The sequence below is a fragment of the Streptomyces sp. NBC_00019 genome (assembly GCF_045041015.1).
Classification (GTDB): Bacteria; Actinomycetota; Actinomycetes; order Streptomycetales; family Streptomycetaceae; genus Streptomyces.
The window spans coordinates 8129574-8143286 of record NZ_CP108302.1 but is presented as its reverse complement, the minus strand read 5'-3'; the positions used below and the strand labels follow the sequence as shown (position 1 = coordinate 8143286).

Annotated in this window: 12 protein-coding genes; 11 read left to right on the top strand and 1 reads right to left on the bottom strand. The window is 69.1% G+C overall.

Features of this window, described 5'->3' with window-relative positions; all coding sequences use genetic code 11:
• Positions 1-26: 26 nt before the first annotated feature.
• The 11 genes from OHU89_RS38085 (at position 27) to OHU89_RS38035 (ending at position 12531) form a co-directional block, all read left to right on the top strand.
• Complete coding sequence (locus OHU89_RS38085; RefSeq protein WP_405649499.1) at positions 27-1280, top strand: FAD-binding protein; 1254 nt, start codon at positions 27-29, stop codon at positions 1278-1280.
• Between the two features lie 114 nt (positions 1281-1394).
• Positions 1395-2642, top strand: a complete 1248-nt coding sequence (locus tag OHU89_RS38080; protein ID WP_267016437.1) for an ROK family protein — start codon at positions 1395-1397, stop codon at positions 2640-2642.
• Between the two features lie 278 nt (positions 2643-2920).
• Positions 2921-4177: an ABC transporter substrate-binding protein gene (locus OHU89_RS38075; protein WP_405649498.1), complete on the top strand. Its 1257-nt coding sequence runs from the start codon at positions 2921-2923 to the stop codon at positions 4175-4177.
• 20 nt (positions 4178-4197) lie between these two features.
• On the top strand, positions 4198-5163 hold the full coding sequence (locus OHU89_RS38070; protein WP_405649497.1) for a carbohydrate ABC transporter permease: 966 nt from the start codon (positions 4198-4200) through the stop codon (positions 5161-5163).
• Positions 5160-6035, top strand: a complete 876-nt coding sequence (locus tag OHU89_RS38065) for a carbohydrate ABC transporter permease (protein WP_307024323.1) — start codon at positions 5160-5162, stop codon at positions 6033-6035. The genes OHU89_RS38070 and OHU89_RS38065 overlap by 4 nt, the downstream gene beginning before the upstream one ends.
• Positions 6036-6063: 28 nt before the next feature.
• Positions 6064-8931, top strand: coding sequence for a glycoside hydrolase family 2 TIM barrel-domain containing protein (locus tag OHU89_RS38060; protein WP_405649494.1), 2868 nt, complete (start codon positions 6064-6066; stop codon positions 8929-8931).
• A 124-nt stretch (positions 8932-9055) separates the two neighbouring features.
• Complete coding sequence (locus OHU89_RS38055) at positions 9056-10051, top strand: ATP-binding cassette domain-containing protein (RefSeq protein ID WP_405649493.1); 996 nt, start codon at positions 9056-9058, stop codon at positions 10049-10051.
• 1 nt (position 10052) lies between these two features.
• Positions 10053-10856 carry an ABC-2 family transporter protein gene (locus OHU89_RS38050; RefSeq protein ID WP_266886519.1) on the top strand — a complete coding sequence of 268 codons (804 nt, stop codon included), beginning with the start codon at positions 10053-10055 and terminating at the stop codon, positions 10854-10856.
• A 5-nt stretch (positions 10857-10861) separates the two neighbouring features.
• Entirely contained in the window at positions 10862-11656 is a 795-nt protein-coding gene (locus OHU89_RS38045) for an ABC transporter permease (protein ID WP_266899245.1), read from the top strand.
• A 24-nt stretch (positions 11657-11680) separates the two neighbouring features.
• Complete coding sequence (locus OHU89_RS38040) at positions 11681-12232, top strand: hypothetical protein (protein ID WP_405649492.1); 552 nt, start codon at positions 11681-11683, stop codon at positions 12230-12232.
• A gap of 2 nt (positions 12233-12234) precedes the next feature.
• A complete protein-coding gene (locus tag OHU89_RS38035; protein ID WP_405649491.1) occupies positions 12235-12531 on the top strand; it encodes a hypothetical protein in 297 nt (98 codons plus the stop codon).
• A gap of 117 nt (positions 12532-12648) precedes the next feature.
• Here OHU89_RS38035 and OHU89_RS38030 read toward each other — a convergent pair whose 3' ends face one another.
• Positions 12649-13464 carry a CPBP family intramembrane glutamic endopeptidase gene (locus OHU89_RS38030; protein WP_405649490.1) on the bottom strand — a complete coding sequence of 272 codons (816 nt, stop codon included), beginning with the start codon at positions 13462-13464 and terminating at the stop codon, positions 12649-12651.
• Positions 13465-13713: the final 249 nt, after the last annotated feature.

Below are 13713 nucleotides of genomic sequence, written 5' to 3'. Positions count from 1 at the left end.
GGCGTTCCAGGGAAGGGACGACAGGGATGACGGAGACGGTCACCAACTGGGCGGGCAACATCACGTACGGCGCGAAGGAGCTGCACCGCCCGTACTCGCTCGACAAGCTGAGTGCCCTCGTGGCCGGGAGCGCGAAGGTGCGGGTACTGGGCAGCGGGCACTCCTTCAACGAGATCGCCGAACCGGGCCCCGACGGCGTCCTGCTGTCGATCGCCGGGCTCCCTGCGGTCCTCGACGTGGACGCCGCGGCCCGTACGGTGCGGGTCGGGGGTGGCGTCCGGTACGCGGAGCTCGCCCGCGCGGTCCACGCCCAGGGGCTCGCGCTGCCCAACATGGCTTCGCTGCCGCACATCTCGGTGGCGGGGTCGGTCGCGACGGGGACGCACGGCTCGGGTGTGGGCAACGGTCCGCTGGGCTCGGCGGTGCGGGAGGTGGAGCTGGTCGTCGCCGACGGGTCGAGGGTGACGATCGGACGGGACGACGAGCGCTTCGGCGGTGCCGTGACCTCGCTCGGCGCCCTGGGTGTCGTCACCGCACTCACCCTGGACCTGGAGCCTGCCTACGAAGTCGAGCAGCATGTGTTCACCGAACTGCCGCTGGAGGGGCTGGACTTCGAGACGTTCTCGGCGATCATGTCGGCCGCGTACAGCGTCAGCCTCTTCACGGACTGGCGGGAGCCGGGCTTCAGGCAGGTGTGGCTGAAGCGGCGGGTGGATCAGCCACTCGACCAATTCACCTGGGCCGCGCCCGCCACCGAGAAACTGCACCCGGTGCCGGGGATGCCAGCGGTCAACTGCACCGAGCAGTTCGGGGTGCCGGGGCCCTGGCATGAGCGGCTGCCGCACTTCCGGGCGGAGTTCACACCGAGCAGCGGGGCGGAGCTGCAGTCGGAGTATCTGTTGCCGCGGCCGTATGCCGTCGACGCGTTGTATGCAATCGACGGTATTCGGGAGACGGTCGCCGGCGTACTGCAGACCTGCGAGGTGCGTACGGTCGCCGCCGACGAGCAGTGGCTGAGCCCGTCGTACGGACGCGACACGGTGGCGCTGCACTTCACCTGGATCGAGGACACCGCGGCCGTACTGCCGGTGGTGCGACGGCTGGAGGAGGTGCTCGACGGCTTCGAGCCGCGGCCGCACTGGGGGAAGGTCTTCACCACGCCGGGCAAGGTCCTGCGCGGCCGCTATCCCAGGCTGGACGACTTCCGGGCGCTCGCCGACGGTCTGGACAGTGAGGCAAAATTCGCCAACGCCTTCGTCCGGGACGTGCTGGCCGACTGACTTTATAAAGCCCCTTTCCTAACCCCTTGTCGAAAGTCCCCGGCAGCCCATAGCCTTGCGCCGCGCCGGTGCCGATGCCGTCCCGGCGTGAGCCGAAGGGACGGGGGCAACCCGGTGAAGCGCACCTCACGTGACATCCGCACCGCGAACCGCTACGAGGTGCTGCGCCAGATCATCGCCGCGTCGCCCACCTCCCGGCAGGAGCTGGCGGCCGCCACCGGGCTCAGCCTGGCCACGGTCGCCACGCTCGTCGGCGAGCTGCTCGACCTCTCGATGATCACGGAGGTCGGGTTCGAGGACTCGGCGGGAGGCCGCCCCCGGGGACTCGTCGCGGTCAACGCGTCGGGGGGCGCGTTGATCGGTGTCGACATCGCGGAGACCTACGTCCATGTCGAGCTGTTCGACCTCGGGCTGAACGTGCTGGCCCGCGCCGAGGAGGACGTCCGCCCGGGTGAGAGCCTCCCCGAACAGGTCGTCGGCCATGTCGCCGCGGTCGTGGGCCAGGTGGTCGCGCAGGCCGGCATCGAGGGCGCCCGTGTCCTCGGTGTCGGGGTGAGCGTGCCGGGTCAGGTGGACCGGGACACCGGGTTCTCCGAGTACGCGCCCAACTGGGACTGGCACGACGTGCCGCTGCTCGACCTGCTCACCGAGCACATCGCCTACCCGCTGTACCTGGACAATCCGCTGCGCGCCTCCGCGGTGGCCGAGCTGTGGTTCGGGGCCGCGCGCGGACGCGGGAACGCCGTGGTGGTGAACCTCGGCACCGGCGTGGGCGCCGGGCTCGTGCTCGGCGGCGGACTGCACCGCGGGGTCAGCAACAGCGCCGGCGAGTGGGGCCACACCACGATCGTCCTGGACGGCCGGGTGTGCCGCTGCGGCAAGCACGGCTGTGTGGAGGCGTACGTCGGCGCGTCCGGGATCATGCTGAATCTGCGGGAGTTGAGTCCCGACAGCCCGCTGCTGCACCAGGACGACCAGACGGCCACCATCGCCGCCCTGGCCGAGGGCCTGCGGCAGAACGATCCGGTGGCGGTCAACACGCTCCGCGACACCGTCCGTTACCTCGGCGCCGGGATCGCCAACCTGGTCAACCTGTTCAATCCCGAGGTGATCGTGCTCAGCAGCTGGGTCGCGGCCGCCCTCGGCGAGTCCCTGGTCGAGGAGGTGCGCGAGGCCGTCGCCCGGCACGCGCTGCCCCGGCCGATGGCCGCCACCGAGATCGTCCTCTCCCCGATCCCCACGGATCCGGTGTGCCTGGGCGCGGCGACGTTCGCGCTCGAGGGCGCCCTCCAGTCGGTCGGCCAGAAGTCGCCGAAACGCACCACCGTGCCCGCGAGGGCCAAGACGCACAACCCGCGTTAGCCCGAGCCTGTCCCGGCAGTGGGCCGTAAGGCCTGGAAGGCAGTAACTCGCAGTACCTGAAGGGAGGTTGCGGGCCGCCGGTGCGGCGGCCCGTGACCCGTGACGTCCGGTATCCCGAACGCTCCGCAACGCTTCGAACAGACTTCGTCCAACCCCTTGCCGAAGCCTTAGCCGAAGGTTAACGTCCCGCACCGCGACACCATTTGAGCCACCTGGCGCTGAGCCGCTTCAGGCATTGGGCGCAGAGCCGCAGCCGTACTCGAGACAAGGACGTCAGCATGTCGGCAATGAGAAACGTCAACTGGGACCGCCGTACCGTTCTTCGGGCCGCCATGGGTATGGCCGCCGCCGGCGGACTGGCCGCGTGCGGGGGCAACACCGGACGCAGCAGCTCCGGCGAGGGCCTCACGCAGTACTTCCACGCGTACGGCGAGGCGGGCACCGAGCAGGCCATCAAGCGGTACGCGAAGGCCTACAAGGAAGCCGACATCACCACCCAGTGGATCACCGGCTCCAACTTCGAGAACAAGCTGTTCCCGGCTCTGCTCACCAAGAACGCGCCTGACGTCTTCGAGTTCCACCCGCAGCTCCAGATGGTGACGAGCGGCCAGGTGGCGGACCTGAGCGACATCATCAACCCGGTCAAGGACGACTTCAACCCGGCCGACATCGCCTCGCACACGGTCGACGGGAAGATATACGGCGTCCGGATGATCGACGACCCGCAGTTCTTCTACTACCGGCCCTCGCTCTTCGAGAAGGCCAAGGTCGAGGTCCCCCAGACGCTGGAGGAGCTGATCGAGGTCATCGACAAGCTCACCACGAGCAAGGTCAAGGGCGCCTTCCTCGGCAACGACATCACCCCCGTCCAGTCCCCGCTGATCTGGTCGGCCGGCGCGGACACCCTCAACGACAAGAACGAGATCGCCTACCACACGGACGCCGTGGCGGACGGTCTGAGCCAGCTGCGCAAGCTGTTCACCAGCGGCAACCTGCTCCTGGACGCCCCGGCCGACTGGTGGGACCCCTCGGCCTTCACCCAGGGCCTGACCGCGATCCAGTGGTGCGGCATGTGGGCCATGCCGGTGATCCAGAAGGCGCTCGGCGACGACGTCGGCATCTTCCCCTTCCCGAAGGTCGGCGACTCCGGCAAGTTCTCGGTCACCAACGGCGGCTGGTCGATGTTCGTCAACGCCAAGAGCAAGAACCTCGACGCGGCCAAGGAATACGTCAAGTGGCTGTGGATCGACCAGAAGGAGTACCAGGAGGACTGGGCGCTGTCCTACGGCTTCCACATCCCGCCGCGCACCTCGATCGCGCAGTCGGCCACCAAGCTCAAGTCGGGTCTGCCGGCCGAGGGCGTCAAGCTCTTCAGTGAGTACGGGCACTTCGACAACATCGCCTGGACGCAGGCGATGATCGCCTCGGTGAACGACGTGATCGCCAACTCCGTGCGCAAGGGCGGCAGTCCGGAGGCCGCGCTCGACGCCTGCGACAAGAAGGTCAACGCAGAGCTCAAGAAGCTCTTCGGATAGGCCGGCGGGCGAACCTCGACATGTCGACCACCACCAAGCTCGACCTCACGGACGCCGCCCCGGCCAAGCCTGAAAAGGCGCGGCCGCGGCGGAGTCTGCGGGCCAACAGCACCCTCAACTTCTGGCTCTTCACCAGCCCCTTCCTGATCGGCCTGGTGATCTTCGTCTTCGTGCCGATGGGCTGGAGCATCTACCTCAGCTTCTTCGAGGCACGCTTCACCGTCTCGCCGAGCGAGTTCATCGGCCTCGACAACTACAAGGCGATCCTGGACAACCCGGACTTCACGGGGTCCCTGGTCACCTTCACCGTCTTCGCCGCGTTCATCGTGCCCACCACGTGGGGGCTCTCGCTGGGCCTGGCGCTGCTGGTGCACCGGCTGACGTTCATGAAGGCGTTCTTCCGGTCGGTGTTCTTCATCCCGACCGCGGTCTCCTACGTGGCCGCGGCGCTGATCTGGAAGATGTCCATCTTCAACGGCGTCCGCTTCGGTCTGGCGAACACCGTCATCGGCTGGTTCGGCGTCGACAACACCGCCTGGCTGGCCAACCCCGACCCGCCCTGGTACTGGCTGGTCATCGTGACGCTGCGGCTGTGGCTCCAGGCCGGCTTCTACATGATCCTGTTCCTGGCGGCGCTCCAGAACATCCCGGCGGAGCTCTACGAGGCCGCCTCGATCGACGGCGCCAAGCCGGGCTGGCAGACCTTCCGGTACATCACCCTGCCCCAGCTGCGGGCCACCTCGACCGCGGTGATCCTGCTGCTGCTGATCGCCGCCTACCAGGCCTTCGACGAGTTCTGGAACCTGCTCAGCAAGGCGACCTGGGGCCAACCACCCCTCGTGGAGCTGTACAAGACCGCCCTCGGCGAAAGCCAGGACTACGGCCAGGGCAGCGCCGGTGCCGTCATCCTGACCTTGCTCATCCTCGTGATCACCCTGCTCCAGGGCCGGATCATGGGCTTCGGAAGGGGTGAGGAGTCCAAGTGACCACCACCGCACCTGACGTCACGAAGACCCCCCGCAAGAAGCGCGGGGGCAAGGTCATCGGCAACACCGGGCTCTACATCGCCACCGGTGTCGCGGCCCTGCTCTTCCTGGTCCCGTTCTATCTGATCGTCCGCAACGCCCTGATGACGGACCAGGAGATCACGGGCGAGAACTGGAAGTGGCTCCCCACCGACATCCAGTGGGGCAACATCACCGAACCGTTCAACGACGAGACCGTCGACTTCGGCCGGGCCCTGTGGAACTCCTGGGTCGTCGCCGTCCTGCACACCAGCGGCATCCTGCTGATCTGCTCGCTCGCCGGCTACGGCCTCGCCCGCATCCCGTACCGGCACGCCAACAAGGTCTTCTACGCCGTCCTGGTCACCCTGATGATCCCGACGGCCGTCACCTTCGTGCCGAGCTTCGTGCTGGTGTCGTCGCTGGGCTGGGTGGACACCTACCGCGGTCTCATCATTCCGGGCCTGTTCAGTGGTTTCACCTGCTTCCTGTTCCGGCAGTACTTCCTGGGGTTCCCCAAGGAGCTGGAGGAGGCGGCACGCGTGGACGGACTCTCGTACTGGGGGGCGTACTGGCGGGTCGTCGTGCCCAACTCGCTGAACTTCTTCGCGGCGATGGCCACGATCACGTTCATCAGCGGCTGGAACTCCTTCCTGTGGCCCCTGGTCATCGGCCAGGACCCGAGCTCCTGGACCATTCAGGTGGCCCTGTCCTCGTACATGACCAACCAGACCGTCAACTACCACCTGATCTTCATGGCCACGGCCATTTCCATCCTGCCCCTGTTGCTCGTGTTCCTCTTCCTCCAGCGCTGGCTGGTGCAGGGGATCGCGCAGACCGGCATCAAGGGCTGACAGCTTTCTTCTCAAGACCTGGAGACCGATGTCTTTCCGCACCACCACGGACGTCGACTACGTGGAGGACGTATCGCCCGGTAGCGGGGCCCTGCCGCCCCGCGCCTGGTATGCGTCCTCGGACGCCAAGTCCCTGTCGCTGAACGGCAGCTGGCGGCTGCGCGTGTCACCGACGATCGACGCCGAGGACGACTCGTTCGCCGATGAGGGCTACGACGCAGGGGACTGGGCCGAGGTCCAGGTCCCCGGGCACTGGGTCCTCCAGGGGCACGGCTCGCCCATCTACACGAACCATCTGTACCCCTTCCCGGTGGACCCGCCGCACGTCCCGACGGAGAACCCGACCGGCGACCATCTGCGCGTCTTCGACCTCCCCGAGGGCTGGCCCGCCCTGTCCGAGGGCGGGGCCGTCATCCGCTTCGACGGCGTCGAGTCCTGCGCCCGGGTGTGGCTGAACGGCACGGACATCGGCGAGTTCAAGGGCTCGCGGATTCCCCATGAGTTCGCGGTGGGGCATCTGCTGAAGCCGAAGGGCAACGTCCTCGCGGTCCGCGTCCACCAGTGGTCGGCCGGCTCCTACCTGGAGGACCAGGACCAGTGGTGGCTGCCCGGCATCTTCCGTGACGTCACACTGCTGCACCGCCCGGCGGGCAGCGTCCTGGACTTCTTCGTGCACGCCGACTACGACCACGTCACGGGCGAGGGCACCCTGCGCGTCGACTCCGACGTCGACGGGCGGGTTACCGTGCCCGCCCTGGACATCGATGTCGCGACCGGCGAGCCGGTGACGGTCGCCGTGGAGCCGTGGAACGCCGAGACACCCCGGCTGTACGACGGCGAGCTGGTCACCGAGGGTGAGCGGGTCCCGCTGCGCATCGGTTTCCGCACGATCGTCCTGGAAGACGGTCTCCTCAAGGTCAACGGCAAGGCGATCCTCTTCAAGGGCGTCAACCGGCACGAGTGGCACCCTACGAAGGGACGCGCGCTCGACCTGGAGACCATGCGCGAGGACGTGCTGCTGATGAAGCGGCACAACCTCAACGCGGTGCGCACCTCCCACTACCCGCCGCACCCGGCCTTCCTGGACCTGTGCGACGAGTACGGCCTGTGGGTCATCGACGAGTGCGACCTGGAGACCCACGGCTTCACCGAGCAGGACTGGCGGGACAACCCGGTCGACGACGACCGCTGGACCCCGGCTCTCCTCGACCGCGCGGCCCGCATGGTCGAGCGCGACAAGAACCACCCCTCGATCGTCTTCTGGTCGCTGGGCAACGAGGCCGGCACCGGCCGCGGCCTCACCGCGATGGCCGAGTGGATCCACGGCCGGGACTCCTCGCGCCTCGTGCACTACGAGGGCGACTGGAACTGCCGTGACACGGACGTCTATTCACGGATGTACGCCAACCACGCCGAGGTCGAGCAGATCGGCAAGGAGCTCGACGGGGGCACCCACAAGCGCCGTCAACTGCCCTTCATCCAGTGCGAGTACGGGCACGCGATGGGCAACGGCCCCGGCGGACTCGCCGACTACCAGGCGCTGTTCGACGGGTACGACCGGCTCCAGGGCGGCTTCATCTGGGAGTGGATCGACCACGGCATCAAGCACCCCGAGCTGGGCTACGCCTACGGCGGCGACTTCGGCGAGGAGCTGCACGACGGCAACTTCGTCTGCGACGGCCTGATCTTCCCCGACCGCACGCCCTCCCCCGGCCTGGTCGAGTACAAGAAGGTCATCGAGCCGGTCCGTATCGAGAGCGACGGCGCCGACGGCACCGTGCGGGTGACCAACAAGTACGACTTCGCCGACCTGTCGGCGCTGGCCTTCGAGTGGTCGTACCAGGTCGAGGGCGAGACGGTGGAGTCCGGCTCACTGTCGGTGCCCGCGCTGAAGCCCGGTGAGACGGCGGAGGTGAAGCTGCCGGAGCCGCCCGCGGACCACCGGGGCGCGGAGACGCAGTGGACCGTGCGGGCGCTGCTGGCGCAGGACACCTCGTGGGGGCCGGCGGGCCATGTGGTGGCGTGGGGCCAGTTCCCGGTCGCCGCCCGCCCGTTGCCGTCCGTCGCGCCCACCGAGGGGCCCGTGCGCGGCGAGGGGCAGATCACGCTCGGCCCGGCCTCCTTCGACGCCCGCACCGGTGTGCTGCGGTCGGTCGGCGGGGTGTCGGTCGAGGGCCTGCGGCTGGACGTGTGGCGGGCGACGACGGACAACGACGAGGGCGCCGAGTGGCAGACGGACACCCGGTACGGGGTGCTGTGGCGGGCGCTCGGCCTGCACCGGATGCAGCACCGGCTGGACGCGGTGGAGCTGTCCGACGACGCGCTGACCGTGCGGACCCGGGTGTCCCCGGCCGCCCGCGAGGTGGGTCTGGCCACGGTGTACCGCTGGACCTCCGACGGCGACAAGCTGAAGCTGACGGTGTCCGTGGCGCCCGAGGGCGACTGGACGGTGCCGCTGCCCCGCCTGGGCATCCGGCTCGGGCTCGCCGAGGCGGACGCGGTGCGGTGGTTCGGCGGCGGTCCCGGTGAGGCGTATCCGGACAGCCGGACGGCGTCGACCGTCGGCCGTTGGCAGTCGACTGTGGACGGTCTCCAGACGCCGTACGTGCGCCCGCAGGAGAACGGTGCCCGTGCCGACGTCCGCTGGGCGGAGATCGGCGGTCTGCGGATCGAGGGCGACCCGGAGTTCTGGTTCACCGCCCGCCGCTGGACGACCGAGCAGCTGGACGCGGCCACCCACCGCACCGACCTCACCCCCGGCGAGACGGTCTGGGTCAACCTCGACCACGGCCAGCACGGCGTCGGCTCGCAGTCCTGCGGACCGGGCCCGCTGCCGCAGTACCACCTGAAGGCGGAGCCGGCGCAGTTCTCGTTCGTGTTCTCGACCGCCAAGTAAGAGATCCGTTAATCGATTGACTGATTGATCGACATTCCGACAGTGTCGGAACGTCGCCAGCGGCCGGTCGGCATCCATGCCGACCGGCCACAATTCTGTTTGCGCACAAAGGAGTTGATGCCACTTGGTTGGCAGCATCGAGGTCCGCGGACTGTCCCGCACCTTCCACACCACCGTCCGCCGACCGGGCTTCACCGGCGCGGTCCGTTCCCTGGTCAACCCGGAGCGGGTCGCCAAGCACGCCGTCACCGACATCACCTTCGACGTGTCCCCGGGCGAACTCCTCGCCCTGCTGGGCCCGAACGGTGCCGGCAAGTCCACCACCATCAAGATGCTCACCGGCATCCTCACCCCCACCGCCGGCCAGGCCCGGGTCGCGGGCGTGGTGCCCTACGAGGAACGCGAGCGCAACGCCCGCAACATCGGCGCGGTGTTCGGCCAGCGCACCCAGCTGTGGTGGGACCTGCCCGTGCGTGAGTCGTTCGCGATCCTGCGGGACATCTACGAGGTGCCGAAGGCCGAACACGCCGCCCGTCTCAAGGAGTTCGACGACCTCCTGGACCTGTCGTCGTTCTGGGACACCCGGGTGCGCCACCTCTCGCTCGGCCAGCGCGTCCGCAGCGACCTCGCCGCCGCCCTGCTCCACGATCCGCCGGTCGTCTTCCTCGACGAGCCCACCATCGGCATGGACGTGGTCGTCAAGGAGCAGGTCCGGGAGTTCCTCAGACACCAGGTCGAGGAGCGCGGCCGCACGGTCCTGCTCACCACCCACGACATGACGGAGGTCGAGCGGCTCGCCGAGCGGGTCGTCCTCGTCAACCACGGCCGACTCGTCCTCGACGGCTCCCTCGACGAGATCCGCCGCAAGTTCGGCTCGACCTGGCAGGTGCGGGCCACCCTCGCCGACCCGCACGCCGAGATCGTCCCGCTGCCGGGCATCACGCTGCTTCAGCAGACGGGCCCACGCCTCGTGTTCGGCCCGGACGGCGTCGACGCACCGACCGTGCACCAGGCGCTGAAGGCCGTCATCGAGCGGTACGAGGTGACGGACATCGCGCTCGACGAGGCGGACCTCGAGGACGTGATGCGGGCCGCCTACGTCCATGCGGAAGGGGTCTGACATGGCGGCGATCCACGCCTGGCGCGCCGCCCGCGTCACTCCCCTCGGCGAACTGCACACCCCGCCCCGTATGACGGCCGCCCTGCTCCGCCTGACCGTGCAGATCGTGCTGGTGGCGTCCCTGTGGCACGGCCTGTACCAGAACACCGGCACCACGGCGGGACTCGACCGCGACCAGGCGGTGACCTACGCGGTCCTGGCCGTACTGGCCTCCCGGCTGCGGGAGTTGGACCAGTACGCGGGCCGCGACACCGTCCTGCAGCACATGCACTTCGGCACGATCATCTACTGGTACCTGCGCCCGCTGAAGCCCCAGCGGTACTACGCCCTGCGCGCGTTCGGCGAGCAGCTCTACGGCCTGGCCTGGGCGCTGGGCGGTTACGCGGTCTGTCTGGCCCTCGGGGTCGTCGAGCCGCCCGGGTCCGCCGCCGTGGCGGGGGTGTTCGCGCTCAGTCTGCTGCTGGGCCAGTGGGTCCTGTACTACGTCATGCTCGTCATCGACCAGCTGTGCTTCTGGACCCTGCGCAACGGCGCCGCGATGCTCATCCTGATCTTCGCGCAGAACCTTCTGGCGGGTGTGTACGCGCCGCTGTGGTTCTTCCCCGACTGGTTCATCACGTTGAGCACGTTCCTGCCGTTCCAGGCGACGCTGAGCGTGCCCCTGTCGATCTACATCGGCCGGATCGAACTGTCGGACGCCGCACTCCAGTTGGCGATCCAGGCCGCCTGGATCCTCGCGCTGGCCCTGTTCACCCGTCTGCTGTGGCGGCGGGCCGCCCGCCGTGTCATCTCCCAAGGAGGCTGATGCCTATGAATGCCGTCCGGATCGCGTGGCGCATCACGCGTCTCAACTTCCGTGCCCAGCTGGAGTACCGCTCCGAGTTCCTGATGATGATCGCGATCGGCGCGGTCTGGCAGGTGTCCGTGATCGTGTTCGCGACGGTGCTGCTCACCCGGTTCACCGGGATGGGCGGCTGGGACAGCTCGGACGTGCTGCTGATCCCGGCGACACGGATGCTGGCGCACGGCCTGTTCGTGCTGTTCCTCGGCCGGGTGCACGGTCTGGGCCGGCGCATCCAGGAGGGGGTCATCGACACCTATCTGGTCCGCCCGATGCCGGTCTACCGCCAGCTCCAGCTCTCCTACTTCCCGACCAACGCGATCGGCGACCTGACGGTGGCCGCGGGCCTGATGGCGGGCGCGCTCAGCCGCAGCGACCTGGACTGGACGGCGGGCCGGATCTCGTACCTGGTCGTGGCCGTGCTCGGCGGTCTGCTCCTGGAGGCGGCCCTGTTCACGCTGGTGGCCTGCGCGTCGCTGCGTTTCCCGGCCGCCGACTACTGGGGGCGCTGGCTGGAGGAGCTCCTCGGCACCTTCGGCAGCTACCCGCTCAACGTGCTGCCCAGGGCGGTGGGCGGCCTCCTGACGTACGGCCTCCCGCTCGCGTTCGTCGCCTACTTCCCGACCGCCGTGCTCACCGGCCACGACACCGGCGTCCCGTACTGGCTGGCCGCGGCCTCGCCGCTGCTGGGGGCGCTGGCGTACCTCGGGTCGCGCCGGCTGTGGCGGTGGAGCCTGCGGCACTACACCGGTGTGAACGGGTGATCGTCCACCACTACGCTCGCCGGGATGGACGACTATCAGGAGAAGGTGCGGAAGCACGCCGCCGAGGGGGTCGTCTGGTCCCGGCTCGCCGGGCTGCTGCCGGGCGCGGAGGACGTGGATCCGGTCCAGGGGGCCTGGGACATCGGCGAGCAGGAGGCCGGCCTCTTCCACCTGGTGGACCGGCTGTTCGAGCTGGAGCTGTCCGTGGACGACCGGACACGGGCCGAACTCGCGGCGATGGCCTCGCAGTGGGGGGTGTGGGACCAGCTCGCCACGGACATCGTCGATCTCCCCGGTTTCCAGGGGAAGTTGCGGGTGGTCGAAGGCCTGGAGCCGGTCGAACGGGGCGACATGGCTCTGGTGCCGTGGATGAGGTGCGAGCCGTGCGGCCGCATTCTGGCCCTGGAGCACCGGCACGAGTCGTGGGGCGCCCTGTCGGCCTCGCCGGTGTCGTACATCGTGTCCGTCCCCGACGCCACGGGCTCCCAGTTCGTGTTCGACGCCGAGGAGCAGGACGCGGTGTGGCGTGCCCTGGACAGGCTGACGGCGACGTGTGACCCCAGCCCCCGGGAGTAGCCGTGCCACCAGGGCCTGTCCGGCGGATCACGCCGGACAGGCCCTGGTGCGGTGGTGTCGCCGAGCGGGCGGCTATCCCGCGCCGGGCGCCGTCGCCGCCAGGTCCGGAGGCGGCGAGGTCGGTGCGCGCCTTCGCCATCGCGGCCCTGACCTCGGGCCGGGTCAGATCCTGGTCGGAGTGGAAGATGACGTTCGAGGTGGAGACGGTCTCCTGCGGGAACTTGTCCTCCAGGGCCTCGGCCGCCTTCTGCGACTCGACGCCGGGCAGCTTGAAGGTCTCGTCCGCGGTGCCGCCGTAGGACTGGTTGAGCAGGAAGGCGGCGGCCGCGATCGCGATCCACGTCAGGATGACGCGCCAGGGGTGCCGGCCGGAGAAGTGTCCGATCCGGTAGAGCAGTCGGGACATGGGGTGCCTCTCACGTTTCGGTGGCGAGGGTGGGGCTGGGGTGCGCGGGTGGCTCCACGGCGCCGGGCGGGGCCTTGGCGGTCCAGAAGCGCCGGTGGGCGAGGACCAGGCCGAGGGCGACCGCGCACCAGACGACGACGTAGAGCCAGGTCTCGCGGGTCGCGTCCGCGCCGGACGGCCACAGGTCCTCGGTGTTGATGCTGCCTTCGGTGGCATGGGCCAGCAGGGTCAACAGGGCGCTGCCGCTTGTCTGGTTGAAGAGCCAGCCGTACCAGAAGGTGACGGCCACGGTGGTCAGCGCCTCGTAGGGCTCCAGGCCGAAGGACGAGACGAAGAAGAGCGGCGCGTGCCAGCCGGTGATCAGCACCGCGAGGATCGCGGTGGCCGCCAGCGGGGTGCGCCGGGACTGGAGGCGCGCCTGGGCGAAGCCGCGGAAGCTGGGCTCCTCGCTGAACGGGCCGCCGAAGGGGTCGACCATGTTCATCCCGATGGCGAGCGCGATGCCGTAGACGGGGGTGAAGTCGTCGGTCGAGGGTGCGGGTGCGCCGAGCGCCATGTTCGCGCCCATGGTGGACAAGTGGACGGCCAGCGGTACGGCGATCGCGATCACGTACCAGATCCAGTGCACCCGCCAGCGGATCAGCCGGGAACCCAACTCCTTCAGCCCCGCGGTTCCTTCGGCGACGGAGACCACGATCAGGGCGGCGATCAGGGCACCGGGTGCGAAGAAGCTGCCGAACGCTACGGCGGCCCAGCTCAGGGCGTAGGCCAGCACGAAGAACGCGGCCAGTTGATGCGCCTGGACCCATGCGGCGGCTCGGGACATGAGCTTCCTCCTCGGGGCGCGGAGCCGCGGTGGACCGGATTCCTGGGGTGCGGACGAGTCGGCGGTGCCCCGGCGGGGCTCCTCCGGTTCCTCTTGGATGACCCGGGTCTTCATCACGGCTCCTCGGTGGGTTCGGGGGTGTCCCTCACGCTGGCAGCGAGCGGTGCGACGGGTAAGGCGGGCCACTGGCGGTTCGGGGGGCGGGTTTCTGGTGTGTCCGTACGGGGGATCTGCGGGCCCGGGGCCGGC

Excerpts from the sequence above, each read along its gene's own strand:
- OHU89_RS38085 (WP_405649499.1), top strand. The coding sequence starts at position 27 with ATGACGGAGACGGTCACCAACTGGGCGGGCAACATCACGTACGGCGCG.
- OHU89_RS38075 (WP_405649498.1), top strand. The coding sequence starts at position 2,921 with ATGTCGGCAATGAGAAACGTCAACTGGGACCGCCGTACCGTTCTTCGG.
- OHU89_RS38070 (WP_405649497.1), top strand. The coding sequence starts at position 4,198 with ATGTCGACCACCACCAAGCTCGACCTCACGGACGCCGCCCCGGCCAAG.
- OHU89_RS38060 (WP_405649494.1), top strand. The coding sequence starts at position 6,064 with ATGTCTTTCCGCACCACCACGGACGTCGACTACGTGGAGGACGTATCG.
- OHU89_RS38050 (WP_266886519.1), top strand. The coding sequence starts at position 10,053 with ATGGCGGCGATCCACGCCTGGCGCGCCGCCCGCGTCACTCCCCTCGGC.
- OHU89_RS38045 (WP_266899245.1), top strand. The coding sequence starts at position 10,862 with ATGAATGCCGTCCGGATCGCGTGGCGCATCACGCGTCTCAACTTCCGT.
- OHU89_RS38040 (WP_405649492.1), top strand. The coding sequence starts at position 11,681 with ATGGACGACTATCAGGAGAAGGTGCGGAAGCACGCCGCCGAGGGGGTC.
- OHU89_RS38030 (WP_405649490.1), bottom strand. The coding sequence starts at position 13,464 with ATGTCCCGAGCCGCCGCATGGGTCCAGGCGCATCAACTGGCCGCGTTC.